Here is a 26,566-nt window from a genome sequence, read left to right on the forward strand (position 1 = left end):
ATAAAAGCCGAAATCTTAAGGGGTTGAGGCTTTTTTCAATTTTGTGGTATAATAGGAGTAATTTAGAATGGAGTCGTGCGGTGAAGAAAAGCTTTCGTGTCAAAAGTGACAAGGATTTTCAAGCAATTTTTGATAAGGGAACGAGTGTTGCCAATCGAAAGTTTGTTGTTTATCAGTTAAAAAAGGATCAGAAGCATTATCGTGTCGGGCTTTCTGTTAGTAAGAAACTTGGTAACGCTGTCACTCGTAATGCGATTAAGCGTAAAATACGACATGTGATTATGGAATTCTCCCCTTATCTAACAAATCATGATTTTGTTATTATTGCACGTAAGGGTGTAGAAGAGCTAGATTATCATGAAATGAAGAAGAATTTGAAACATGTCTTAAAACTAGCAAAACTCTATCAGAAAGGTTCAGATTGTGAAAAAGAAAATTAAATTAGCCGGTTTAGTAAGCTTTGCATTGGTTTTTCTAGCAGCTTGCGGCCGTGGTGAAGTTACTAGCTCCTCTAGCAATGGTTGGGAGCAGTTGGTCTACCTTTTTGCTGAGGCAATTCGCTTCTTATCTTTTGGTGGCTCAACTGGGATCGGTATTATTTTATTTACCCTTATCGTTCGAGCTATCTTGATGCCACTCTTTAATATTCAAATTAAGTCTGGTCAGAAAATGCAGGATTTACAGCCTGAATTGCGTGCTCTTCAGGCTAAGTATCCTGGAAAAGATATGGATAGTCGAGCAAAATTAGCTGAAGAGAGTCAGGCACTCTATAAGAAATATGGCGTCAATCCTTTTTCAAGCATGTTGCCGCTACTTATTCAGTTGCCGGTCATGTTTGCGCTCTTTCAAGCACTGAGTCGTGTAGCATTTTTGAAAACTGGACATTTCCTCTGGTTGGATTTGTCACTTCGAGATCCCTATTTGATTCTTCCTGTTTTAGCTGCCATTTTCACTTTCTTATCTTCTTGGTTATCGAATAAGGCTGCTAAAGAACAAAATACTGTTATGATCATTATGACAGTAGTAATGCCGATAATGATTTTCTTTATGGGATTTGGTTTGGCTTCGGGGGTAGTTCTTTATTGGACTGTTTCAAATGCCTTTCAAGTTTTCCAAATTCTCTTGTTGAACAATCCATTTAAGATTATCGCTCAGCGATTGGAAGCCGAAAAAGCCGAAAAAGATCGTGCCGCTAAAATCCGTCGTGCCAAGAAAAAAGCGCAAAAGCAAAGGAAATAAGGAGTTAGGATTATGGTTATATTCACAGGACGTACTGTCGAAGAAGCTATTGAAAAAGGATTATCAGAGTTACAACTTTCTCGTTTGAAAGCCCATATTAAAGTCGTTTCTCGTGAGAAGAAAGGTTTTCTTGGTTTTGGAAAACAACCTGCTCAAGTAGATATCGAAGGAATCAGTGAGACTACTGTTCATAAGGCTGATCAAAAAGCTGTAAAGGGTGTACCAGATGCTATCAATGATCTTAACGCACCTGTTTCATCAAAATTAGAAGATACTATCGAGTTGAGTAAAGTAACAGATGCTATCAAGAAATTTGAAGAGACAGGTCAAGTTATTGATGATTCTGTCAAGGAAGCTATCCTTGAGAATAAGAAACAGCCTCAAACAATTCTAGAAGAAACAAATATTTCGGATATTATTGAAACAGCTGAAGAGCCAGAGGTTCAAGAGCTTGTTGCTGAAGTTGCAGTAGAGTCACAGAGTGGAGAAGAGCAATCCTTTGAAGCTTTTGTTGCCAGCGAGTTTGCAAATGAGAAGGAAACTTTGAGCACTGATATTGAAAAAGCTGCGCAGGAAGTTTCTGATTATGTGAAGAAGATTATTTATGAAATGGATGTTGAGGCTAGTATTGAAACAAGCCACAATCGTCGTCAGATTAATCTTCAAATCGAAACTCCAGAGGCTGGTCGTGTTATTGGCTACCACGGAAAGGTATTAAAATCTCTCCAATTATTAGCACAGAATTTCTTGCATGACCGTTATTCTAAGAATTTCTCTGTTATTCTCAATGTTCACGATTATGTGGAACATCGTACGGAAACTTTGATTGAATTTACCAAAAAAGCTGCTAGTCGTGTGCTGGAAACTGGTAAAGATTATGTCATGGATCCAATGAGCAATAATGAACGCAAAATTGTCCACAAGACTGTAACAGGAATTGATGGTGTTGAGAGTTACTCTGAAGGTAACGATCCTAATCGTTATGTTGTTGTTAGTTTGCTTAAATAAGATGAAGAAGCTCTGCCCTTTGGGTGGAGTTTTTTTGACCTCTTGGGCTCAATTTTTGACCACTTAGCTAGAATCAGGTCACAGCTCTGCTATTTTTTGATAAGATACAGGTGTGGAGGTGAGATAGGATGCTAATTCAAACAAAAAATTTAAGCAAGAAATATGGTGATAAGCTTGTTGTTGATAATCTCAATCTGGAAGTTCCTAAGGGCAGTTTGGTAGCCTACATTGGGACTAATGGAGCGGGAAAATCAACCACTATCAAGATGATAACAGGTCTGCTTGCACCGACTTCAGGTCAGGTAGTGGTCAAGAAAGATTTGAGGATTGGGATTGTCTTCCAAGACAGTGTCCTAGATTCAGGGCTGACGGTTAAGGCTAATCTCAGGCATCGTGCTAAGCTCTATCACCGTTTTGATAAGGCCTGGTTCGATCACTTGCTTGAGTTAACAGAAGTGACTAGTCTTCTTAATCAAAAATACGGCACCTTGTCTGGTGGTCAACGTAGACGGGTTGATATTGCGCGTGCTCTACTCAACAAACCCGATTTGCTCTTCTTGGATGAGCCGACAACTGGTCTGGATGTTCAAACGCGTCAGATGATCTGGCAGCTTCTTAATCGTTTGAAGAAGGAGCAGGGCATGACCATTTTTCTGACAACCCATTATCTGGAGGAAGCTGAAAATGCAGATATGACCTATGTGATTGATAGGGGGCGACTTTTGGCAAAAGGCAGAGCTTTTGACTTAATCAAGGAATATGCAAAGAGTCAATTAGTCTTAAAACTTAAAGATACTCAAGCAATAGATTATCTGAATTATTCAGTAAGTGAGGAAGAATCAGGCTATGTCATTGAAGGATTATCTTCTCAAGAAGCCATTGACTTGCTCTACCAACACAGGGCTATTATTCAAGATTTTGAGTTTAAAGAAGGTAGTATTAATGAGGCCTTTATTGCCATTACAGGAAGGGAGATTCAATCATGATTGCAACTATTAGACGGCAATTAGCTCTTTATTTTAGCAACAGAGCCAGCGTCTTTTTCTCTCTCATGGGAGCCTGGATTGCCTTTGCTCTTTACATCATCTTTCTTCAAAAAAATATGTTAGATGCCTGGTCAGCAGCTAGTCATCCTGAGGAAATGCTTGATATGTGGGTTATGGGTGGGACTTTAGCTGTTACTAGCGTAACGACAACCTGGACGGGAGTTTCTCGTTTGATTAAGGACAAGGAAAATCACCAATTTGACGATTTCTTACTAACAGGTAGATCAAGCTTTGAGCTCCATCTTGGTTATCTTATTAGTTCTAGCCTGATTGGTTTTGTTATGCAAGTTATCATGTTTGGTATTATGGCGGGTTACTTTTATTGGCAGGACGGTCTGCTTATTGGCCTTGACAAATACCCTGCTCTTTTTGGGACCATGGTCTTAGCTTCTCTTTTGGGAGCCAGTCTAGGCCTGATTATTGGGCAATTCTTTAAAACAGTTGAAGCTAGTGAACGCTTTGCAGTCATTATTGGGACAGCCTCTGGTTTTCTAGTGGGTGTTTACATGCCAATCGGTGGCCTTCCCGATTTTGCTCAAACCGTCATCAAATTTACACCGGCAGCCTATGTCGCAGCAGCCTTTCGTCAAATTCTTATCGAAGATTCTTTGGTGGAATGGAGTCATTCAGGAATGGACGTTAAAGAGTTTTTGGGAATTGGATTAAAATGGAAGGAATTGACTAATCTTAATCAAAATATCAGCATCTTACTGGTTTTACTTGTGATCAGCTTATTTATTCTATTTATCTTGCTCTTGCAGAAAGATTTTAAAAAGGTTAAGATGGTAATGATGTGAGTAAAGGAAGAGGAGATGCCTGTGGATATTCGTTTTGAAGAGGATAAAAGTTTAAAGGCTGATGCTATCGATGTTCTGGTCACTAGTCAGCTCTTAAGCCCTACTGTGCAGCAATTAATGGACTATATTGGACATTATCAGCTTGAAGCGCCAGCTATTCTCCCTATAAAAACTTCTGATAGAATTGAGATGCTTAAGGTTGATGACTTAGTATCAATTGATGTTGAGGGAACTAGCCTGATTTTAGATACCCTCAAGGGGCGTCACATTATTACTGAGCGACTTTATAAGTTTCAAGAGAGACTCAACAATCCTGATTTTGTTCAGGTCTCAAGGCATGGCATCATCAATATTCAGCATTTGGAAGCTCTAGAAGCTAGTTTTTCAGGCAATATGCTAGCCATCTTGACTGGGAAACGTAAGGTGGATGTGAGCAGACGCTACCTGAAAAATTTGGAAAAGCGTCTTGGATTGTGAGGGAAGTCATGAAGATAAATTTAAAAACAGCCATTCTTTATTTTCTGATTGGGATTGGTTTTGGAGGTATTATCAATAGCTTGACTCTGATGTTAAATGGTGCAGAGGGTCAGACAACTAGTCAGATTGGAACAGTAGTCATCGTTAGTGGCTACATGGGATTGGTTAGTTTGATTTTCGAATTGGATAAGCCAGCTTTTGCTTGGCGCCTAGGAGCTCATTTTTTGGCAGTCTTTTCTTTAGTTATCTTATTAAACCGATTACTTGGTATTACTGGCAACCTATTTAGACTGGATGTTTTGGGTCAATTTTTACTTATTTATCTGCTGGTTTGGGCGGTTGTTATTTACATGACGCAGCAGAGAGTCGCAAAAATCAACGAAAAATTGAGACAAAAGAGAAATTTATCTTGACAAGCTCTGCCATTTCTTATAAAATAGTATGGTATGTTTAGTAACTGATATCACACTAGCCGGCTAAACGAATACGAAAATCTATGAGGAGGTATTCATCGTGAAACGTACTTATCAACCAAGTAAAATCCGTCGTCAACGTAAACACGGATTCCGTCACCGTATGTCAACTAAAAACGGACGTCGCGTGCTTGCAGCTCGTCGTCGTAAAGGACGTAAAGTATTGTCAGCTTAATTTGCTTTGATAATAAACAATGATAACCAGTGGTGCTCGAGACTGCTGGTTTTTTTGTGCCCTTTTGAATTAATATCAAGAAAAAGCGTGTAAGGAATCCATTCTTTTCATGTAATACTGGTAAAATTTAGAAAATTGTGATAGAATGTTCATGTAAATGGGTTTTACCCAAAAAATAAATAGGAGGCCTTAAAATGGCAATCGTTTCAGCAGAAAAATTTGTCCAAGCAGCTCGTGACAATGGTTATGCAGTTGGTGGATTTAACACAAACAACCTTGAATGGACTCAAGCTATTTTGCGTGCAGCAGAAGCTAAACAAGCTCCAGTGCTTATCCAAACTTCTATGGGTGCAGCAAAATACATGGGTGGTTACAAAGTATGTAAAAACATGATCGAAAACTTGGTTGAATCAATGGGTATCACTGTACCAGTTGCTATTCACCTTGACCACGGTCACTACGAAGACGTACTTGAGTGTATCGAAGTTGGTTACTCTTCAGTAATGTTCGACGGTTCACACCTTCCAGTTGAAGAAAACCTTGAAAAAGCTAAAGAAGTTGTTGCTTTGGCACATGCTAAAGGTATTTCAGTTGAAGCTGAAGTTGGTACTATCGGTGGTGAAGAAGACGGTATCATCGGTAAAGGTGAATTGGCACCAATCGAAGATGCAGTTGCAATGGTTGCTACAGGAATCGACTTCTTGGCAGCAGGTATTGGTAACATCCACGGACCATACCCAGCAAACTGGGAAGGTCTTGCACTTGATCACCTTGAAAAATTGGCAGCAGCTGTTCCAGGTTTCCCAATCGTTCTTCACGGTGGTTCAGGTATCCCTGATGATCAAATCGTTGCAGCTATCAAACTTGGTGTAGCTAAAATCAACGTTAACACTGAAAGCCAAATCGCATTCTCAAACGCTACTCGTGAATTTGCACGTGCTTACGATGCAAACGAAGCTGAATACGATAAGAAAAAACTCTTCGACCCACGTAAATTCTTGGCACCAGGTTTCAAAGCTGTTCAAGGTGCTGTTGAAGAACGTATCGACGTTTTCGGATCAGCGAATAAAGCTTAAGGAACTAAACCTACTAAACTCTTCGGCAACGAAGAGTTTTTTTGCTGGCTCATCGTGTAAACTTTTACTTTATTCTAGAGTTTTTGCCTAGCTTCTTTTTTAATATTTTGAACTCAATTTTGACTGGGAATTTGATGATTGATTTTTGTGTTTGCAATATCAAGTAACATAGAAGGTGGCAGATTTTTAAATTTCCTGAAAATCCCTCTAGCCCATATAACTTGTCTTTCTATGGTATAATAAGAGCATGGAAAACAAGAAGAAATTATTATTGATTGACGGGTCATCTGTTGCTTTTAGGGCTTTCTTTGCGCTTTATAATCAGATTGACCGTTTTAAAAATCGTGCGGGTCTGCACACTAATGCTATTTATGGTTTTCATCTTATGCTCAACCATCTCATGGAGCGGGTTCAGCCGACTCATGTTTTGGTTGCTTTTGATGCTGGAAAGACAACCTTCCGTACAGAGATGTTTGCCGACTATAAGGCTGGTCGTGCCAAGACGCCTGATGAGTTCCGCGAGCAGTTGCCTTATATTCGTGACATGCTGACGGCACTTGGTATTGCCTTTTATGATTTGGACAATTATGAGGCCGATGACATTATCGGAACCCTTGATAAGATGGCTGAAAATGGTGACCAGTGTGAGGTGACTATTGTCAGTGGGGATAAGGACTTAATCCAATTGACCGATAACAACACCATTGTGGAGATTTCCAAAAAAGGTGTGGCAGAGTTTGAAGAGTTCACCCCTGCCTACCTTATGGAAAAAATGGGGATTACCCCGACCCAGTTTATCGACCTCAAAGCCCTCATGGGAGATAAGTCGGATAATATTCCTGGGGTTACCAAGATTGGTGAGAAAACAGGTCTTAAATTGCTCTTGGAGCACGGCAGTCTTGAGGGGATCTATGCCAATATTGACAGCATGAAGCAGTCCAAGATGAAGGAAAACCTCATCAATGACAAGGACCAGGCTTTCTTGTCTAAGACTTTGGCTACCATTAACACTGAGGCGCCGATTACCATTGGTCTGGATGACATTATCTACGATGGTCCAGATGTGCCTAAGCTGTCTTCCTTCTACGACGAGATGGACTTCAAGCAGTTCAAGGCTAGTCTTGAAGGGCAGGAAACTGTTGAGACCTTTGATGTGGCCTACACTCAAGTTGAGGCCCTCAGTCCTGATATGTTTACCGAAGACCAATTCTTCTACTTTGAACTTTTAGGTGACAATTACCATGTAGAAGATATGATTGGTTTTACTTGGGGCAATAGCAAAGCTGTCTATGCTTCAACGGATGTCAACTTACTCAAGGAAGACTTGTTCAAGCAGGCTCTAGCTAAGCCGATCAAGACCTATGACTTCAAGCGCAGTAAGGTCTTGCTTAGTCATTTAGGCGTTGATTTGCCAGCGGCAGCCTTTGACGCTCGTCTGGCCAAATACTTGCTGTCTACTGTAGAAGACAATGACATGTCAACCATTGCTCGCCTTTACACTTCTCTGCCTTTGGAGACAGACGAGGCAGTCTATGGTAAGGGAGCTAAACGTGCCATTCCTGAATCAGATGTTCTGCTGGGCCATTTAGCCAAAAAAATAGCAGTGCTGCAAGCTTCAGAGACAGTTATGTTGGACATGCTGAAAGAAAATGAACAAGAGGCTCTGCTCTTTGATATGGAGCTGCCGCTGGCCAATGTGCTAGCCAAGATGGAAATCGCCGGTATCAAGGTCAAGGGGGCAGCCCTTAATGAGATGGCCGTGGAAAATCAGGCCGTCATCGAGCGCTTGACTCAGGAAATCTATGAGATGGCGGGCACAGAGTTCAACATCAACTCGCCAAAACAGTTGGGTGAAATCCTCTTTGACAAGATGCAGCTGCCAGTCGAGTACACCAAGAAAACCAAGACGGGCTACTCAACAGCAGTTGACGTGTTGGAGCGCTTAGCGCCCATTTCACCAGTCGTGTCCAAAATTTTGGAATACCGCCAAATTGCTAAGATTCAGTCGACCTATGTTTGGGGGCTTCAGGATTACATTCTTGAAGATGGCAAGATCCACACCCGCTATGTTCAGGATTTGACTCAGACAGGCCGTCTGTCTTCGGTTGACCCTAACCTGCAAAATATCCCTATCCGTTTGGAGCAGGGGCGTCTCATCCGCAAGGCCTTTGTGCCCTCTGAGGAAGATGCGGTGCTGCTCAGTTCCGACTATTCTCAGATTGAGTTGCGCGTGTTGGCCCACATCTCGGGTGATGAACACTTAATCAAGGCCTTCCGCGAAGGAGCTGACATCCACAGCTCAACTGCCATGCGTGTCTTCGGCATTGAAAAGGCAGAGGACGTGACGCCAAATGACCGTCGTAATGCCAAGGCTGTTAACTTTGGAATTGTCTATGGGATTTCTGACTTCGGTTTGGCCAATAACCTTGGCATTCCGCGTAAGGTCGCTAAGCAATACATCGAAACCTACTTTGAACGCTACCCAGGCATCAAGAATTACATGGAAAGAGTGGTCCGCGAAGCCAAAGACAAGGGTTATGTGGAAACCCTCTTTAAACGCAGACGTAGTTTGCCGGATATCAATTCTCGTAATTTCAATATCCGCAATTTTGCCGAGCGTACAGCCATTAACTCGCCAATTCAGGGCAGCGCAGCTGATATTCTAAAAATTGCCATGATCAATCTGGACAAGGCTCTGACAGAAGGAAACTACAAGACTAAGATGCTGCTCCAAGTGCACGATGAAATCGTTCTTGAAGTCCCAAATGCTGAGCTAGAAGCTGTCCAAGCTCTGGTTAAGGAGACCATGGAATCTGCCATTGAACTCTCTGTACCATTGGTAGCTGATGAAAGCACAGGCCAAACTTGGTATGAGGCCAAGTAAGAGATAAGAAAAGACTGACAAAGAAGCAATATTGCTTCAGTCGGTCTTTTTTGAATCTCGGTATAAATAGGTTTTACGCAAGTTTTATAACATTTTTTCAAAAAAATGTTGACGCTTACAAAAATGTGTGTTACAATCATCTTGTAATTAAATAAGTGGCATGTAACTGGTCAAGCAGGCATAACCGAATTAAACCGAGAGTATCAATGGGTATTTTGGGTTTAGTTCGGTTTTTTCTTTTCCAGAAAGCAGTCAAATTTAGGAGGATGTACTATGGATGTACAAAAATTAGCGAAAGATATTGTGGAACAAGTCGGAGGCAGTTCCAATATAGCGCAATTGGAACACTGTTCTACACGTTTACGTTTTAATCTGGTAGACGATAGTAAAGCAAACCTAGATGCCTTGAAAAAATTATCAGGTGTCTTAGGAGTGGTTCAAAATGTTCAAACGCAAATCATCATTGGAAATGCCGTTGTAGAGGTGTATAATGAGATTAATAAGTTGATTGCTGGTCGTACAGGCGATGCATCAGGACAGGCAAGTAAGAAGCAATCAATCGGAGCAATCATCTTAGACTACTTGGTATCTATTTTCCAACCACTTATCCCAGCAATTGCTGGTGGTGGGATTCTCAAATCGTTCTTGATGATTGCGGCCTTGTTCGGTATTCTAGATAAGACCAGCCAAACCTATATGATTTTGAACTTTATCGGGGATGCTCCGCTTCGCTTCTTGCCCCTACTCGTGGCTGCAACAACCGCTAAGAAATTGAAATCCAATCAACTAGTGGCTACCGCAACAGTTGCCACACTCTTGACACCTGACTTGGCAACCATGTTGGGAGAGGGTGCTAAATTATTTGGGATTGGTATTACGAATGTAAACTATGCTTACTTAGTATTCCCAGCAATCCTGACTGTATTTACTTACTCATATCTGGAAAAACTCTTTACGAAAATCACACCGAAAGTTTTGCGTGTATTCTTCGTTCCTATGTTTAGTATGCTGATTACAGTGCCATTGACACTCTTTATCCTTGGGCCACTCGGTTTCAATTTTGGTCAAGGTTTTGCTTCAGTCATCATGTTCCTCTTTGCTAAATTTGGCTGGATTGCCGTAGCTATTCTTGCCGCCTTCTTGCCATTCATGGTTGTTACAGGTATGCACAAAGCTATGATTCCTTACGTTGTCACAGCTCTTGGGGAAACTGGTAAAGAAATCATCTATAATGCTGCGTCTCTTGCTCATAATATTTCTGAATCTGGTGCCAACTTTGCCGTAGCGATTCGGTCAAAAGATAAAGAACTTCGCTCTACAGCCTTTTCATCAGCAGTTTCAGCCCTATTTGGTATTACTGAGCCGGCTCTCTATGGGGTGACTATCCTTCACAGACGTGTTCTTTATGGTGTAATGGTTGGTAGCTTTATCGGTGGTGCATCGCTTGGATTGATGGCGGTTGAGGCCTATGTAGCAGTTGGTCCAGGTCTAGCAACCTTGTCTAGCTTTATCTCTGAAACTTTGCCAAATAACTTCCGCAATGCTGTCATCGGTCTTCTTATCTCCTTCGCTGTTTCCTTTGTGGCTACCTTTGTTCTTTGGAAAGAGCCTGTTAAAGAAGAGGAAGAAATTGCAGAAGAAGAAACTCCAAAAATCTCAACAAGTGATTCGAAAACATTTGATACGCCATTAGAAGGTACTGTTCTTCCCCTTGAAAATGTTAACGATGAAGTCTTCGCAGGTAAATTATTAGGTGATGGCGTAGCTATTAAACCAAGTAAAGGTGAACTCTATGCACCAGTAGATGCTGAAGTCAAAATGGTCTATAAAACAAAACATGCCATCGGTTTGTTGACGGATGATGGTGTTGAAATCTTAATTCATATTGGTATTAATACTGTAAATCTTGAAGGGAAATACTTTGATGTTCTAGTCGAAGAAGGACAAAAAGTGAAACGTGGCGATCTTTTGGTTATCTTTGATGCAGATCGCATTGTAGAAGCTGGTTTTGACACAACAACCATGGTGATCTTCACTAAACCAACCAATCTAGCTTTTACAGTAACAGATAAAAACAATGTTAAACAATTTGAAACTTTACTGACACTTGAATAGGAGAAAGACTATGTCGAAATTTAAAGATAATTTTCTTTGGGGAGGCGCCCTTGCTGCCAACCAAATTGAAGGTGCTTGGAATGTGGGCGGTAAAGGCTTGTCTGTAGCAGATGTGGCTACTTACAAACCAGATTTGGATGTTTCTGACTACGCTGGACACAATAAGGTTACCAGTCAAATGGTTGAGGAAGCTATGACAACTGATGAAGTTCAGTACTATCCAAAACGTAGGGGAATTGATTTTTATCACCACTATAAAGAAGATGTCAAACTTTTTGCGGAAATGGGCTTCAAAACCTTGCGCATTTCAATTGCTTGGACTCGCCTCTTCCCAACTGGTGAGGAAGCTGAAGCAAATCAAGAAGGGATTGCCTATTATAAATCACTATTTGAAACTCTAAAAGAGTGTGATATCGAGCCAATTGTTACTCTGTCCCATTACGAAATGCCCCTAGCATTGAGTGTCAAATACAATGGTTGGGTGGACAGAAAGTTGGTTGATTTGTTCGTCAACTATGCTGAGGTTTGCTTTAAAGAGTTTGGTGCTTATGTCAAATACTGGCTGACCTTCAATGAAATTGACAGTGTTGGTCGCCATCCCTTCACAACAGCGGGTATCATTCCTGACAAATGTGTCGATTATAGCTTGGATGAAGCTGTCTATCAAGCCTTACACCATCAATATGTCGCGGCAGCTATTGCCACAAAGAAATGCCATGACATGATTCCTGGCAGTCAAATGGGCTGTATGCTGACAAAATTGACAACCTATCCTAATACTTGTAATCCAAATGATGTACTCCTTTCTTTAGAGAGAAACTTGGACAACTATTCACACTCAGATATTCAGATTTTTGGTAAATACCCAACCTTGTATAAACAGTTATTGAAGAACAAGGGAATTGTTGTTAAAATGGAAGATGGAGATGAGCAGATTCTCAAGGAAGGAACTGCGGATTACCTTGCTTTCAGCTATTACATGTCAAGGACAGAATCGGCAGATCCAAACAAGGAAAAAGCTGCTGGTAACACCATTATGAGTGTCAAAAACCCTTACCTAGCTTCAACGGAATGGGGCTGGCAGATTGACCCAGTCGGTCTTCGTATTTCCTTGATTGAGTTGTATGACCGCTATAATGTGCCTCTAATCATCGTTGAAAACGGAATGGGAGCAGTCGATCAGTTAACAGAAGATGGCAAGGTTCATGATTCCTATCGCATTGATTACCTAAGAAGTCATATTGAAGAAATGGCAGAGGCTGTTGAGATGGGTGTAGACTTATTTGGCTATACCAGCTGGGCACCAATTGACTTAATCAGTGTGTCAACCTCACAAATGAGTAAGCGTTACGGTTACATCTATGTTGACCAAGATGATTTAGGAAATGGCAGTTTGAAACGCTATAAAAAAGATTCATTTGACTGGTATAAGAAAGTTATTGCTTCTAATGGTGAGGACTTAGATTAGTGAAAATAAAGAAACCTTTAAATGCTAATGCCATTCTAGTTGTTGATGAAGATAAGAGTGAGTTTATTCTTTTTGGCAAAGGAATTGGTTTTGGAAAAAAGGTTGGCGATGCTGTTGATAGCGATAATGTTAATCAAACCTTTATCCCTTTGAAAAATTCTGATTTAAAAGAGTATCTTACGATTTTGGAATCCATTCCAGCAGAGCTCTTAGAATTGTCTAGACTGGTTATTATTGAGGCAGAAGAACGATTAAACTGTAACTTAAATCCAAGCATCTATTTCATGTTAAGTGATCACTTGAACTTTGCTATTGAACGTTTTAAGAGTAATATCAATGTGACCAATCGTGTTTTTTGGGAAATTAAAAATTTTTATCCACAAGAATTTAACATTGGTCTTTATGCTTTAAAATTAATCAAGAAAGAGTTTGGTTTAGTTTTACCAGAAGAAGAGGCTGCAAATGTTGCCTTTCACATCATCAATGCCCAAAGTTCTGCGGAGATGAAAGCAGATGGGATGAACTATGCTAAGCTCATCGCCTCTGTTAATAGCATTATCAGATATAGCATCAATACAGATTTTGATAATTCTAGTGTTCATTATCAACGCTTTATTACGCATTTGAAATTTTTTGCTGAGCGCTTTTTCAATGATAAGATGCTAGATGATTCTAATCAATTATTTGAGCAAATCGTGCAACTCTATCCAAGGGCAACGGAAATATCATTTTTGATTAAAGACCACTTAGAGTTAGTTTATGCTAAAAAAATCAGCAAAGAAGAGATTGCCTATTTGGCTATTCATATCAATCGATTATTAAGTTCAGAGGAGATTTCAAAGAATTCTTAATTGCCTTTGATGCAGCTGATATTCTCAAGATTGCCATGATCAATCTGGACAAGGCTCTGACAGAAGGAAACTACAAGACTAAGATGATTCCAAGTGCACGATAAAATCGTCCTTGAGGTGCCAAATGACGAACTGAAAGCAATACAAGACTTAGTTAAAGAAACCATGGAATCTGCCATTGAACTCTCTGTACCATTGGTAGCTGATGAAAGCACAAGCCAGACTTGGTATGAGGCTAAATAATAAGAAGCTTTATATTGATTTCTGGTGAGATAAGTAACATACAAAAGCGCTTCTGACAAAGAAGCGCTTTTAATGTGGGTTGGAAATAAAAAAGCAAGAACGTTGATAAATCAGCGCTCTTGCTTGGAGATTTGAAAAAGAAAAGTTTTAGGATGGTTATAGTATACAAAGGAAAGCTTAAAGAAACCTTATACTTGATTTTTTTCTTAATAAAAAGCAAAATCTGATTTTATTACTATAATTGGATAATTAAAGCTCTTGTTCAACCTCTGCTTTAGTTTTGCATTTATGATATACTAGAGAAAATGTTTAGAGGAGGTTTATATGACCTATTCATTCCAGAATCCAAGTAAAGATGTCATTTATGATTATATTCAAAATGCAAAGACAATCGCAGTAGTGGGACTCTCAAATCGTGAAGAAACTGCTGCTTACCGTGTTTCTAAACTCATGCAAGAGGCTGGTTATACAATTATTCCGGTGAATCCAAAGCTTGCGGGGACCCTTGTTTTAGGGGAAATGGCTTACGCTTCACTTCAAGAAATTCCTCTACACATTGATATTGTTGATGTATTTAGACGTAGTGAATTTTTAGCTGACGTAGCTCAAGATTTCATCCAAACAGATGCTGATGTTTTCTGGGCACAATTAGGTTTGGAAAGTCAAGAAGCAGAAGAAATCTTACGTGCAGCCAATCGTCATAAGATTGTGATGAATCGTTGTTTGAAGATTGATTATCTTGATATGATTGAAAACCATGCTTAATTATTTTCTTTGGTTTGAAAATCACCAAAATGTGGTATAATTGGATTAATTGAACACTTTGAATAGTAGTTTCAGGTCTCGCAATAGGTTTGTTTTGTATTTAAAGTGAAAAAATAAAGAGGGTAGAACATGGACGCTCATACACATCACCATCAAGCTTTAGATGCCTATGAAAATGTTCTAGAGCACCTCAGAGAAAAACATATTCGGATTACGGAAACCAGAAAGGCTATTATTGCCTATATGGTGAATAGCCGAGAACACCCAAGCGCTGAAAAAATTTATAATGACCTTCTGCCAGAATATCCTAATATGAGTCTAGCAACGGTTTATAATAATCTCAAGGTTCTTGTTGATGAGGGCTTTGTAACGGAATTAAAGCTTTGCAATTATAGCACAACTTATTACGACTTTATGGGGCACCAACATGTCAACATCGTCTGTGAATCTTGTGGTAAAATTGCAGATTTTATGGACGCAGATGTGATTGATGTCTCTAAGGAAGCTCACGAGCAAACAGGTTATAAAGTAACCAAGATACAATTAACAGCATATGGCCTCTGTCCTGAGTGTCAAGCTAAACAAGGGAAATAATCCTTCTTCCTGGAAGGGTTATTTTTTTGCACAGCAATTTTTGAGGGAAGAAAATTATTAGAAAAATTAAGGCAGAAAGCAGGAAAGAGAAGGATATTGGTTGACGTTGCTCTGCCATTTTGCTAAAATATAAGGAGCCTAAGGGCTAATAACTTTTTCTTGGTTTTAGGATATGCCAAAGCCTAGAACTCGGTTAAAGCAGAAAAAAGGAGAAAAACATGGCAATCTCAAAAGAGAAAAAAAATGAAATCATCGCACAATACGCACGTCACGAAGGTGACACTGGTTCAGTAGAAGTACAAGTTGCTGTCCTTACTTGGGAAATCAACCACTTGAACGACCACATCAAACAACACAAAAAAGACCACGCAACTTACCGTGGATTGATGAAAAAAATCGGTCACCGTCGTAACTTGTTGGCATACCTTCGCCGTACAGACGTTAACCGTTACCGCGAATTGATCGCTTCACTTGGTCTTCGTCGTTAAGACAGGATTCAGAGCCGTTAGCAACACAAAGTGTTATAGACGAGTTCAACTTAGCCCCCTGCATTGCAGAGGGCTTTTTTTAGCCTTTTATCACGAAAAATTTGGAGCTCTTTGTAGTTGTGGAGAGTTTTCAGATAGAAAGTCGAGTTGGATACTGGTCGAATCAGAAGGATAGGTGCCTTTTAACGAGTCTTCCTTGCTACTTATTAAAGCCAAATTGTTGAGTGTCAACCCAGTCCATGGAAAGGATTGACCAAAAATCTTCTGCCAAACCGTCTAGTACGTAGGCATAAGGAATCCAACCGTAGCCTTCCTCACCCCATTCTTTTCCCCAAGAGTTTCGGATAAGTAAAGCGCCGGTCGTTGCTTCTTGGTTACGAGTATTAGTAATGAGTTTGTGGTCATCATAGCCAACTGCCATAACGGCATGTCCCCATTCAGCTTGTTCATTTTTACAAGGATAGGGAATGGAACCGGGTGAGTCTGAATCTTCAAAGGATGGGAAACCGAAGAAGCCAAACATAGAAGGTATGCCTGCAGCCAGATAGGTCTTTACTGTTTTTAAGACGTCTTCTTTGCCAATTTTCTTGCCCAAGGGATCGTGGCAAAAATAGTTGACGGCAGAGTAGTGGTTAGCTAGAGAATAGAGAAAACTATCAGGTTCACTATCCCAGTCCGGATTGACAGTTTCACCATCAAGAGTATAGGGAAAATATTTTTCGTCTGGTACACCAAATAGGACCAAGGCTCCCATTGCGGAGCGTAGCCATGCACCAGAATCACCAGAGGATTGCATCAGTTTGCGCGTGGCTTTATAGACAAATAGTCTAGATCCATCGATATAGTCTCCGTAAGCTCTTTTTTGAAAATATTCAGCCATTCCAACAGCAGCATTTGCTGTACAAGAGCCCAAAGTTAACTGATCTTCCACAGGTGAGCACCATTCTCTTAAATCCACAAAATTAGGTAAATCAATGTGAGCTTGTCCTCCATCAATACCTAATTTCATTGTCAATTCGGTGATAAGGGGATGATCATCATCATAATCTCTCATATCAGGAAAAGGAGGTAGCCAGCCCGTGGAAAGTGGTTCGCCTTCTTTACCTCCTTTTAAAAATCTTTTGACATTATAGGTATTATAGACCTTACTTGAGGGAGTTGCAGCCATAATTGTACCTCCTTATAGTTTGATATGTTCTGGTGCCTCAATGACATGACCAACAGTTTCTCTGTCTTTAATTGGGTCATGCAAATAGAGGTTACCAAAGTCTAAGCCAGTAATGTCTTCAATTGATGTAACTGGAACCTGATAGGTCTTGTATTCACCATAGGCAAATTCTAGATTATCAATCATATTTTTCTGAGTTTGGAGATAGGCGGTTGCTGATATTTTTCCATCATCTCTAACCATGACAGCAACCTTCCAAAATTCAGCAGGTATCCTGAATTTTCCACGGTAAACCATGTCATCGCTTCGAAAGACGGGTCCAGTAAAAACAGTAACCTTAAGGTTATGGTTAATGGCATTTTGCATGATGTAGTTCTCCAAATCAAGCCAAATCTTTTGATTGAGGTTCTTGTGCTGAGGGGAGCTATTTGTGAAAACGAAAGTGTCATCATTAGCTTGCTGAGCCTTGTCACCCCAAACAGGATCTAAGCGTCTTACAAGGTGTCCGCGGTCCAAGTCATTTTTAGCATAGAGATCATTACCATATTGGACGCTTTCAGGGATTCTAGGGTCAAATTTCCAAGAATCTCCACTTCTCTTGATGTTAACGGCTTGATTACCGTCAATATTAACAGCTGTAAAATAGGCTAGGCAACGTGAACGACACATGACAATTGAAAAGTGAGTATAGTCTAGAACGTAGTTATTATCTTCCATGCGGGAGACATCGTTCTCCATTTCTTCAGAAAGTTTAGGAAGTTCTACAATATAATTCGAACCTAAGAATGATTTATCGTATCCGTCTGCTTGGCTTGAAGAAGATGGGCCAGGTTTTAGATTTGGGAAAACTTTGGTTAGAATTCTCTGTTCAGTGGCGGAGTAAGAAACATAATTCTCTGAAATATAGGTTGAAATAGCACTGATTCGAATACCTTCATTGCCTACCCATGCATTTTTCTTATTAGGGTCTGGAACACCAGAATGGTGAAGAGCTACAACCACCCACTGGTCATTAAAAACAGGCGAGCCTGAAGAACCTGGTTCGGTGTCGGTCAAGTAATGGATAAAGTCATCAAAGATAGAACTGACCTTATTTTCTCGAACAGTGACCGATTTAGGTCCCCCTTTTGGATGTTGGATAATGGATACATACTCACCTTCAAGAATTTTTCCTGCAGTAGGAATGAGTTGGAGATGCCCGAAGTCTGTAGGTTGTTTTTCACTGGAAGGATTATCTTTGACAGCTACTAGTGTAAAGTCTAAGTCTTTATCTGTGATGAAAAATTGCTCAGGATCCAAGCGAAATGTGTGAGTAGGGCAGGGCATAAAGTTTTCGTCATCTTGATAGTTGAACTCAGCAATAGAATCTAGAGCTGTTTCTAAAGAATCAAGGACATGATTATTGGTCATTAGGATGTTATCTGCCACCAAAAATCCTGTTCCATAGCCAAGTGATCTCCCTCTAGCATCTCGAATTTGAATTCGGCAGATTGATTGACCAGCATTAAGCCCAATTTGTAAATAGGAGATAGGGAAAAGGTCGCTTGTCCCCAAAATACGCTCTAAAGCAATAGAGTCGTAATCATCCAGAACCCGTCTTCTTGATTTGAGAGCTGGGCTCTTCAAAGTCATGGTTTCAAGAGAAGAAGCCTTCTGCGAAGCGCTTTCAAAAAATCGTTTAGAAGCCTCTTCTTGAATTTGAGCCTGTCTGGCTTCCAATTTTTCTTTGGAAATACCCTCTTGTTCAACAATACCTCTTAACATAAAAATCCCTCCTTACACAAGATACAAAGGCCATTTACCTGATGAATGGTGACGGTTACCTTGCTCCTCGTCACCAAATGAAACTGTTTTTGGGCACTTTCTTGGTGTGACCAATAGGTTTGAGTTGATTGGTTACTTTTATTATATTAATATCGTGTGAAAATTACAAATTTTATGAGAAGAATAATAGAATTTTATTGCAATTCTGATGTATGATACTTTATTGGGGTTTTTGTTGCTTCTTTCAAGAGTGGGAGTTGTAGCTCTTAAGCGTTTAGAAAAGCAGGCAAATCTTTAATATGTACGATTAAAGACCATTTTGACTCACAATGTCAACTGATGAGATAGCGTCTTTAATGCCATCAAAGGTATGTTATTATTGCTATGTTACTTAAAATTAGGTATACTGGGAAGAAAAAAATGAAAGAGAATTATGAAACATACCCTTGAAAAAATGAGTCTTTTGGGGCTATCCTTTATGTTGGTGTCTACATTTGCCATCTCGCCACTTTTGCCTCAAATGATTGCTGATTACACTGCGCGTGGCATCTCTAACAGTCAGATTAATATGTTGGTTTCTATACCATCTTTTATTATAATGGCTGTTGTTTTAGCAGGTCCTCTTTTGGGCAAACTGATATCTGAAAAAACGGTCTTTATTATGGGCCTCATTGGCATTTCTTTAGGTGGAAGTCTTCCAGTGCTGACACAAGCATATTCTTGGGTTCTTTTATCAAGAATTATCTTGGGTTTGGGTATTGGTTTGATTAATGAAAGAGCCATTACAATTGTAAGTCAGCATTTCTTTGGTGCTGAACGTACAAAAATGTTAGGATTTAGAGGATCTATGGAGGTTCTAGGTTCAGCCACACTAACTTTTTTAGCAGGTCAGCTTCTAAAAATATCTTGGTCTGCTGGATTTTTAATTTATAGTATTGGTTTGCCAATTCTTATTTTTTATCTTGTTTTTGGCAGTAAAAATGAGGTAAAAGAAAGCAAAATAAGTGATTTTCCACTAAAGAAGCGAGAAAAACTCACAAGAAGTCAACTGTCTCGTCTCCTTTTTCTGGCAATCTATGCTGGCTCTGTTATTGTCATTAACACCGGAATTACTGTTCGTCTACCTCTTCTCGTTGAGGAACTCGGACTTGGAACAGCAGTTGATTCTAGTCTAGTGCTAAGTCTCATGATGCTTATGGGAATCCTTGCTGGTACCCTTTTTGCCGCACTAACCAACTATTTTGGGAAATACCTTCAAGCTGTAGTTCTTTTCTTATTAGCTTTCGGTCTTATTTTCATTTGGCTAGCACCTAATTTGATTATTTTGGCAATAGGTACCCTGACAACAGGATTGGTTTATAGTATAGGAGTGACTTCTGTCTTCCATAAATTAACAGACTTTCTGTCAACTCAGCAACTAGCATTAGGGACTACCCTTGTCTTGCTTGGTTGTAATTTAGGAGGAGGTCTTGCAGCATCTGTCATGTCTTTCCTAGTTGATATGACGGGTGGGGGAGCAAATGCCTTTTTGATTTTGGCAATACTTTGTGTGATTGCGGGTATTATTTTGCTTAGCTCTCTTACTTATAATAAAAATTCTAATAATCAAGTCTAAAATTACTTCTTAGAAAAACAGATAAAATACGGCAGTAACTCTATTAGTTGCTGTTTTTTTATAATCTTTTAAATCTATTAATACTCAAAAATATCAAATTCAAGCAAGGTAAGCTGACAAAGGATAGCTGGAGATGGGGAAAGAGGCTTAACGATGTATCATTTTAATTTTCAAAGTGGATAGTCTTTTGAATTAGCTTTGATGCCTCGACACTACCGGCTTGTCTTACTCTAGTTGAGAGAAAGAAATTTCAACGTCTAGGAGTCTATACCTCTATTCCTTGTCTGAAAGCTCTTTATCGGACTATATAAATGTGACTAGTAGTTGATTGTGGTAATCTCTAGTCATTTGTTTTATGTTTTAGGGTTCTTAATTATAATGATTCTAATTTCTTTGTTTTAAATATCCGACATGTTATAATATTCTCATGATAGAATTTGAATTAAAAAATCTGGGATTGTCTAACTCAGAGAAGGTTATTTTAGATGATATAAATTTAACTATTGAGAAGGGGAGCCACTTGACTATAACGGGTCCTTCGGGTAGTGGTAAAAGCAGCTTACTGCGAATTTTAGCAGGCTTAGTTTCCTACAATAAAGGTAGCTTGCTTTTCCAAGGTCAGGATTTAAAAGATATGGATCCTGTACTTTATCGCAGACAGGTTTCTTATTGTTTCCAACAACCTGTTTTATTTGGTCAAACAGTTCGAGATAATATGATATTTCCATTTGAAATTAGAAATATCTCTTTTGATCAAGAAAAGGTTTTATCTGCCCTTAGCCGCTTGAATTTAGGACATGAATTTTTAGATAAACCTATCAAAGAACTATCAGGAGGCGAGAAGCAGAGGGTTGCTCTAGTGCGTAATCTTCTTTTTGAACCACAAGTTCTCCTTTTAGATGAAGTTAGTTCAGGTTTGGATGAAAAGACTAAAAAATTAGTTCGTACTTTTCTGAAAGAATTGAATAGTAATGGAGTAACTCTCATCGAGGTAACACACGACCAGGCTGAGCTGGAACAAGCTGAGCAACTGTTGAAAATTGTTGGTGGGAGGTTAGCACATGACTAACGTTGACGTTTCCTATGTGTCACTTTTATTGGCACTTAGTTTAGTTATGGTAGCTGTAGTCATCAGCAGCAAGGAAAAATTAGGCTTAACTAAAGACATTGTAGCCAGCGTTATTCGAACGGTTATACAATTAACAGTTGTCGGTTATCTTCTTTATTATATTTTCGATCTAGATAATGTTTTGATGACTTTAACTATGGTCTTGATTATTATTTATAATGCTAGTCGTCAGGCTGATAAACGTAATCCCAATAGTAAGAAGAAGTTTTTCCAATCCTTTTTAGCTATTTTTTTAGCAACGAGTTTGACTTTATTAGTCCTCGTTTTATCGGGAGCTATTAAATTTATTCCATCTCAGCTTATCCCTATAACTGGTATGATTGCAAGTAATAGCATGGTAGCTATTGGTCTTTCTTATCGTGAAATGAACAGTCTTTTTAGGGATCAGCGTCAGCAGGTTATGGAAAAACTAGCTCTTGGTGCCCCTGTTAAACTTGCTAGCGCTAGCATTGTCCGCCAATCAATACGAACAGCAATGCAACCGACTATCGATTCAGCTAAAACAGTTGGTTTGGTTAGTCTGCCTGGGATGATGTCAGGTCTTATCTTTGCGGGAGTTAACCCGATATTTGCAATTAAGTATCAGATAATGGTTATGTTTATGCTTCTGTCAGCTACTAGCTTAGGTGCGGTTATTGCAGTTTACTTGTCTTATACTAATTATTTTAATGACAGAGCTCAATTGGATTTTGAAGAGGAGAAAGAGTAGTTAGAGCTCATTTCTCACAAAAAACTCGATTTATGCTACACTATGTAAAAAGGAGGTAAGAGTTATGATTTGGTCAATGTTAATTGGAATTTTAATTGGAGCAATTGCAGGTTCAATCACAAATCGTGGTGAGTCAATGGGATGTTTCACGAAAATGTTTGCTGGATGGGTTGGATCTTCAGTCGGGCAGGCGCTTTTTGGATATTGGGGACCAAGTTTGGCAGGAATGGCCTTGCTTCCATCTATCTTAGGAGCAGTTATTGTTATCGCTGTTGTTGATTTCTTCTTTGGAGGAAGACGTTGAATCTAATTCAGATAAGAGTCATTTACGAGTTTAGAAGTCTTTAAAAATGACTATATAAAAAACGAATGATTAATGGTTAAGACATTGCTTTTTAACCTAATCATTCGTTTTTTTTTACTTGTCTGAACTGATGAAAGAATCTGATTCCAGAAGTCTATCAGGAGAAATTTTAGTGATATTTTTTGATACCAGTGTTTTAGGCGTCAGCTTGGGTAAAGACGACTTGTCCATTTTCAAATTTTTCGATACGAGCAAGAGAAGTGACCTCAACGCCAGAATCGATGAGCAGCTGACGGCCGTCCTGAAATGATTTTTCAATGATGATGCCTACACCAACAACTTGGGCACCAGCTTGTTTGATAATGTCAATCAAGCCTTTAGCAGCTTGGCCATTTGCCAAAAAATCATCGACGATGAGGACCTTGTCCTCAGCAGAAAGGAATTTGCTGGCGATAGAGACGGTGCTAGTCACCTGCTTGGTAAAGGAATAGACCTCAGCAGTCAAAATGCCTTCTGTCATAGTGATGTTTTTGTGTTTCTTAGCAAAAATCATTGGCACATCTAAGCATTCAGCCACATAAGCAGCAGGGGCGATACCAGATGCTTCGATAGTAACCACTTTAGTGATACCTTGGGAACGGTATTTGTCGGCTAGAACCTTAGCCATTTCTTTCATGAGTTTGTAGTCAACCTGGTGTGTGAGGAAAGAATCGACCTTGAGGATATTTTCGCCCAATACATTGCCGTCTTTTAAGATACGTTCTTCTAAAAGTTTCATGTGGTCTCCTTGAATTTTAAATTGAAAATAGTTTTAAGGTATCAGTCATTTGAATTAGCTTTGATACATCGTCACTATTGGCTTGCCGTACTCCAGTACTGTCTGCGCCTCTGTTCCTCGTCTGAAAGCTAATTCATTTGACTATATTATAGCATGTACGCCTAAACAAGAAAATAGTTTCAGGAACAAAAGTAATTAAAAGCATTGTTTTTGATGAGTTGATTTATTCAAAAGCGAACAATAAACATATTTTTTCGAAAAATAAACGGATTTTATTGCTTTTTCTTTTTCGGTCTGATAGAATTGAAGTCTATTAAATGACTAATATGAATTAAAGAGGTTTTTATGTCAAAAGAAAAGATTGTCGAAAATGACGACAAAATGCTTTATGAGATTGATGACAAGCCGCCAGTTGGTGTGACCATCCTTCTTGCCTTGCAACATATTCTGGCTGCCTTCGCTGGAATCATTGCAGTGCCCCTTGTAGTTGCTTCAGCCATTGGTCTCAGTGTGGAAGACACATCAATCATGGTGTCAGCTACTATTTTTGTCGCTGGGATTACCACCGTTATCCAGTCCAAAGGGATTGGCCCTATCGGTTCGCGCGTGTCAGGAATGATGGGGACTGACTTTACCTTTGCTAATCCAGCCATCAGCGTTGGTAGCAAGTTTGGAATCGCAGGGATTGTCGGTGCTACCATTGCAGGGGCTCTTGTTGAAATTATCCTTAGCCGTTTCGTCAAACCGCTCATGAAATTCTTCCCGCCCCTCATCACAGGGACAGTTGTTGCCCTTATCGGTATTACCCTTATGCCTGTCAGCATGAACTGGGCTGCCGGTGGGTCTGGTGCAGAAGATTTTGGGTCTCTGGAAAACATCTCCATTGCCTTTGTTGTCATGGTCTTTACTCTTTTGCTTAGTCACTATGGCAAGGGCATGTGGCGTACTGCATCGGTTTTCATTGGTATGATTTTTGGTTACATCCTTTGTATTTTCCTCGGTAAAGTGGACTTGGCAGAAGTTGCTAATGCCTCTTGGTTTGCTCTTCCTAATATTTTCCGTTACGGTGTGACTTTTGATTTGTCATCTATCCTTTCCTTCATCCCAGCCTACGTGGTTTCACTCATTGGTACAGTTGGTATCATGATGGCCATCGGCGAAGCATCAAATGTTAAGGTTGATAGCCAACGTGCCGCTAACGGTGTCTTGGCAGATGGTGTCGGTTCCCTTATCGCCGGTGTTTTCGGTGCTGGACCTAACACAGCCTTTTCACAAAACGTTGGTCTCATTACTCTGACCAAGGTTGCCAGTTGTCACGTCATGATTGTCGCGGGATTGATTCTTGCCGTCTTGGGTGTCTTACCTAAATTATCAGCCCTCATTTCAATCATGCCTCAGCCAGTGCTTGGTGGTGTCGGTGTCATCATGTTTGGACTGGTAGCTGCTCAAGGGATTAAAACACTGTCTCAAGTTAAGATGGGTGACCGCGAACTCCTCATTATCTCAGTTGCCTTTGCCCTCGGTATCGGCGTAACCGTCTTGCCAGAACTCTTGTCAGAACTTCCAGAAGCCATTCAAATGGTCTTGTCTTCAGGTATTTCTACCGGAACATTGGCTGCGCTTATCTTGAACATTGTGCTAAAAGAGAAAAAATAAAGTATAAGGCATCAGCTACAGAGCTGGTGCTTTTGAATGAGAAAGGTAAGATTTTGGATATCCGCGAACTAGGTTTTCATTTGATATGTAATTGAATAGCCGAATTCTTTTTATAGTCAAAATTCTTAAAAAATATGCTCATTTTTTTATAAAAGTATGTTATAATACCTTGGATTATAATTTCTAGGAGTTTTGAAAATGAAGGATTCAAACAGTGCTTTGATTGAAAGCCTGGCTACGTCTATTGAAAAAAAGGATAACCTTTCACGTTACAATTATACTAAGTATGCTGTTCGTGCTATGCTGGCAACGATGTTCTTAACATTGGGAACAGGGATTGCATTTTTTATTTCTGCATACGCAGACAGTATCGTTCCTCACTCAGGTAAATTTTTCTTTGCCTTCATGTTTAGCTGGTCACTTGTTATGATCGTTTACATGAATGCTGAGCTTGGGACATCTAACATGATGTATATGACAAGTGCCGTTTACCATAAAAAGCTTCGCTTTTTGACAGCTGCTAAAATCTTGGCCATTTGTATTGCTTTTAACTTTATTGGTGCAGTCATTTTCGCTTGGCTTATGTCTCAGACAAACGCCTTTAATAACATGGCTCCAGATAGCTTCCTTTTTGAAGCTGTTACGGCTAAACTAGCCAAAACTCCTTGGGTACAGTTTACAGAAGGTATCTTTGCTAATATCGTTGTTAATACAGCTGTATTCGTCACCCTCCGTATGAAAGATGACGCAGGAAAAGTCTTCTCAATGATTTTTATCATCTTCATCTTTGCCTTTCTCGGATTTGAGCACGTTATCGCTAACTTTGTATCCTTCTCACTTGCTTTTTTTGCAAATGGTGGACCAGTTGAAGGTATGAATATCGGGTCAGTTCTCTCTAACTTCCTCTTTTCAGGACTTGGAAACTACGTTGGGGGTGGACTTATCATCGGTCTTCTTTACAGCTGGCTCAACAAAGACAGCGAAATCTATGTTGACTAAAATAGTAAAAGCACTTCTGGCGAAGTGCTTTTATCTTTCTACAAAATAGACTAGATTGTTTTTACTCCTTCAAAATCAATATGATAGATGTCGGTTTCGACTTGCCCTACTCAAGCACTGTCTTGGTCTCATTTCCTCATCTGATTTTGATTTTATTTGAGTATTATTCAATCTCAATGCGGTTTGGATTTTCCAGTTTTGGTCTATCCTCTTCTTTAGGAATGGTCAAGGCTAGAACGCCGTCTTGGAATTTTCCGCTAATATCTTCAGCTTTAAGGTCGTTTCCGACATAGAAGCGTCTAGACATGGTACCATAATATCTTTCCTGTCGAATAATTTTGTCTTGGTCATCTTTTTCTTCTTGCTGATGATCTTTTTTGGCAGTGATATTCAAATAACCATTATCCAATTCAATGTGGATATTTTCCTTTTTAAAACCAGGTAAATCAATTTCCACATCGTAATGGTCGTCCATATCTTTGACATCCATTAGCATGGCTCTAGTGGCACCTGGGTCAAAAAGTTCTTGATTGATATTTCTAAAACCATCAAAGTAATGATCAAAGAAATCATCTGAAAATAACTTAGGGACTAACATGGCAGATTACCTCCTTATATGAATTTCATTCTTTTCTGATGAGAAAAGAACTGCCTATTTCTAGTGAGAAGAAGATTCATCAACTATAATCTTCTTTTATTCACCTTATACCTTCATTATATGCCTTTTAGAATTTCTTTCAAGGAA

26 protein-coding genes and 1 pseudogene are annotated in these 26,566 nt (G+C 39.6%); 23 read left to right on the top strand and 4 right to left on the bottom strand.

The features are described 5' to 3' along the window. Positions 1 to 80: 80 nt before the first annotated feature. The 17 genes and pseudogenes from rnpA (at position 81) to rpsO (ending at position 15,699) form a co-directional block, all read left to right on the top strand. A complete protein-coding gene (rnpA, locus tag F601_RS0102505) occupies positions 81 to 440 on the top strand; it encodes a ribonuclease P protein component (RefSeq protein WP_018164094.1) in 360 nt (119 codons plus the stop codon). Continuing rightward, positions 406 to 1,239, top strand: coding sequence for a YidC/Oxa1 family membrane protein insertase (locus F601_RS0102510; RefSeq protein WP_282705023.1), 834 nt, complete (start codon positions 406 to 408; stop codon positions 1,237 to 1,239). Before rnpA ends, F601_RS0102510 begins: the two co-directional genes overlap by 35 nt. Positions 1,240 to 1,251: 12 nt before the next feature. Then, entirely contained in the window at positions 1,252 to 2,247 is a 996-nt protein-coding gene (jag, locus tag F601_RS0102515) for an RNA-binding cell elongation regulator Jag/EloR (RefSeq protein ID WP_018164096.1), read from the top strand. A 128-nt stretch (positions 2,248 to 2,375) separates the two neighbouring features. Next, positions 2,376 to 3,233: an ABC transporter ATP-binding protein gene (locus tag F601_RS0102520; RefSeq protein WP_018164097.1), complete on the top strand. Its 858-nt coding sequence runs from the start codon at positions 2,376 to 2,378 to the stop codon at positions 3,231 to 3,233. Then, a complete protein-coding gene (locus F601_RS0102525; protein WP_018164098.1) occupies positions 3,230 to 4,090 on the top strand; it encodes an ABC transporter permease in 861 nt (286 codons plus the stop codon). Before F601_RS0102520 ends, F601_RS0102525 begins: the two co-directional genes overlap by 4 nt. A 21-nt stretch (positions 4,091 to 4,111) precedes the next feature. After that, positions 4,112 to 4,567 (top strand): LytTR family DNA-binding domain-containing protein, encoded by a 456-nt coding sequence (locus F601_RS0102530; RefSeq protein ID WP_026183074.1) that lies wholly within the window; start codon positions 4,112 to 4,114, stop codon positions 4,565 to 4,567. 8 nt (positions 4,568 to 4,575) lie between these two features. Beyond that, entirely contained in the window at positions 4,576 to 4,980 is a 405-nt protein-coding gene (locus tag F601_RS0102535) for a DUF3021 family protein (RefSeq protein ID WP_018164100.1), read from the top strand. 100 nt (positions 4,981 to 5,080) lie between these two features. Next, positions 5,081 to 5,215, top strand: coding sequence for a 50S ribosomal protein L34 (rpmH, locus tag F601_RS0102540; RefSeq protein WP_002885866.1), 135 nt, complete (start codon positions 5,081 to 5,083; stop codon positions 5,213 to 5,215). Positions 5,216 to 5,409: 194 nt separating this feature from the next. Then, entirely contained in the window at positions 5,410 to 6,291 is an 882-nt protein-coding gene (locus F601_RS0102545; protein WP_018164101.1) for a class II fructose-bisphosphate aldolase, read from the top strand. Positions 6,292 to 6,538: 247 nt separating this feature from the next. Continuing rightward, positions 6,539 to 9,175 (top strand): DNA polymerase I, encoded by a 2,637-nt coding sequence (gene polA, locus F601_RS0102550; protein ID WP_018164102.1) that lies wholly within the window; start codon positions 6,539 to 6,541, stop codon positions 9,173 to 9,175. A 273-nt stretch (positions 9,176 to 9,448) separates the two neighbouring features. Beyond that, complete coding sequence (locus tag F601_RS0102555; protein WP_018164103.1) at positions 9,449 to 11,290, top strand: beta-glucoside-specific PTS transporter subunit IIABC; 1,842 nt, start codon at positions 9,449 to 9,451, stop codon at positions 11,288 to 11,290. 10 nt (positions 11,291 to 11,300) lie between these two features. Next, a complete protein-coding gene (locus F601_RS0102560; RefSeq protein ID WP_018164104.1) occupies positions 11,301 to 12,758 on the top strand; it encodes a glycoside hydrolase family 1 protein in 1,458 nt (485 codons plus the stop codon). Then, the gene (locus F601_RS0102565; protein ID WP_018164105.1) at positions 12,758 to 13,609 is read left to right on the top strand and encodes a PRD domain-containing protein; all 852 of its coding nucleotides are present in this window, start codon (positions 12,758 to 12,760) and stop codon (positions 13,607 to 13,609) included. The genes F601_RS0102560 and F601_RS0102565 overlap by 1 nt, the downstream gene beginning before the upstream one ends. Before the next feature lie 11 nt (positions 13,610 to 13,620). Further along, positions 13,621 to 13,852: pseudogene (locus tag F601_RS12805) on the top strand (DNA polymerase); the annotation flags it as partial. Between the two features lie 324 nt (positions 13,853 to 14,176). After that, positions 14,177 to 14,617: a CoA-binding protein gene (locus F601_RS0102575; protein ID WP_018164107.1), complete on the top strand. Its 441-nt coding sequence runs from the start codon at positions 14,177 to 14,179 to the stop codon at positions 14,615 to 14,617. Positions 14,618 to 14,746: 129 nt separating this feature from the next. Continuing rightward, complete coding sequence (gene perR, locus F601_RS0102580; protein ID WP_018164108.1) at positions 14,747 to 15,211, top strand: peroxide-responsive transcriptional repressor PerR; 465 nt, start codon at positions 14,747 to 14,749, stop codon at positions 15,209 to 15,211. 218 nt (positions 15,212 to 15,429) lie between these two features. After that, on the top strand, positions 15,430 to 15,699 hold the full coding sequence (rpsO, locus tag F601_RS0102585; RefSeq protein WP_018164109.1) for a 30S ribosomal protein S15: 270 nt from the start codon (positions 15,430 to 15,432) through the stop codon (positions 15,697 to 15,699). Positions 15,700 to 15,898: 199 nt separating this feature from the next. Here the strand turns inward: rpsO and F601_RS0102590 are convergent, their stop codons facing one another. Together F601_RS0102590 and F601_RS0102595 are read right to left on the bottom strand one after the other, a co-directional pair. After that, entirely contained in the window at positions 15,899 to 16,867 is a 969-nt protein-coding gene (locus tag F601_RS0102590; RefSeq protein ID WP_018164110.1) for a C1 family peptidase, read from the bottom strand. 12 nt (positions 16,868 to 16,879) lie between these two features. Next, positions 16,880 to 18,631, bottom strand: a complete 1,752-nt coding sequence (locus F601_RS0102595) for a DNA/RNA non-specific endonuclease (RefSeq protein WP_018164111.1) — start codon at positions 18,629 to 18,631, stop codon at positions 16,880 to 16,882. A gap of 433 nt (positions 18,632 to 19,064) precedes the next feature. On the opposite strand from F601_RS0102595, the gene F601_RS0102600 reads away from it, so the two are divergent. The 4 genes from F601_RS0102600 to F601_RS0102615 all read left to right on the top strand — a co-directional run bounded on the left by F601_RS0102600 (position 19,065) and on the right by F601_RS0102615 (position 22,388). Continuing rightward, the gene (locus F601_RS0102600; protein ID WP_018164112.1) at positions 19,065 to 20,246 is read left to right on the top strand and encodes an MFS transporter; all 1,182 of its coding nucleotides are present in this window, start codon (positions 19,065 to 19,067) and stop codon (positions 20,244 to 20,246) included. Between the two features lie 427 nt (positions 20,247 to 20,673). Then, positions 20,674 to 21,315, top strand: a complete 642-nt coding sequence (locus F601_RS0102605) for an ABC transporter ATP-binding protein (RefSeq protein ID WP_051070615.1) — start codon at positions 20,674 to 20,676, stop codon at positions 21,313 to 21,315. After that, positions 21,308 to 22,084: an ABC transporter permease gene (locus tag F601_RS0102610; protein ID WP_018164114.1), complete on the top strand. Its 777-nt coding sequence runs from the start codon at positions 21,308 to 21,310 to the stop codon at positions 22,082 to 22,084. Before F601_RS0102605 ends, F601_RS0102610 begins: the two co-directional genes overlap by 8 nt. A 64-nt stretch (positions 22,085 to 22,148) precedes the next feature. Then, positions 22,149 to 22,388: a GlsB/YeaQ/YmgE family stress response membrane protein gene (locus F601_RS0102615; RefSeq protein ID WP_018164115.1), complete on the top strand. Its 240-nt coding sequence runs from the start codon at positions 22,149 to 22,151 to the stop codon at positions 22,386 to 22,388. A 196-nt stretch (positions 22,389 to 22,584) separates the two neighbouring features. On the opposite strand, the gene F601_RS0102620 is transcribed toward F601_RS0102615, so the two are convergent. After that, positions 22,585 to 23,166 (bottom strand): xanthine phosphoribosyltransferase, encoded by a 582-nt coding sequence (locus tag F601_RS0102620; RefSeq protein ID WP_018164116.1) that lies wholly within the window; start codon positions 23,164 to 23,166, stop codon positions 22,585 to 22,587. Between the two features lie 345 nt (positions 23,167 to 23,511). Between F601_RS0102620 and F601_RS0102625 the strand changes: the two genes are divergently transcribed. Both F601_RS0102625 and F601_RS0102630 read left to right on the top strand, forming a co-directional pair. Further along, positions 23,512 to 24,822 (top strand): nucleobase:cation symporter-2 family protein, encoded by a 1,311-nt coding sequence (locus tag F601_RS0102625; protein ID WP_018164117.1) that lies wholly within the window; start codon positions 23,512 to 23,514, stop codon positions 24,820 to 24,822. Between the two features lie 198 nt (positions 24,823 to 25,020). Next, on the top strand, positions 25,021 to 25,821 hold the full coding sequence (locus F601_RS0102630; RefSeq protein WP_018164118.1) for a formate/nitrite transporter family protein: 801 nt from the start codon (positions 25,021 to 25,023) through the stop codon (positions 25,819 to 25,821). A gap of 163 nt (positions 25,822 to 25,984) precedes the next feature. Here the strand turns inward: F601_RS0102630 and F601_RS0102635 are convergent, their stop codons facing one another. After that, positions 25,985 to 26,419 carry an Hsp20/alpha crystallin family protein gene (locus F601_RS0102635; RefSeq protein ID WP_018164119.1) on the bottom strand — a complete coding sequence of 145 codons (435 nt, stop codon included), beginning with the start codon at positions 26,417 to 26,419 and terminating at the stop codon, positions 25,985 to 25,987. Between the last annotated feature and the right edge of the window lie 147 nt (positions 26,420 to 26,566).

The organism is Streptococcus henryi DSM 19005, from assembly GCF_000376985.1.
Taxonomy (GTDB): domain Bacteria; phylum Bacillota; class Bacilli; order Lactobacillales; family Streptococcaceae; genus Streptococcus; species Streptococcus henryi.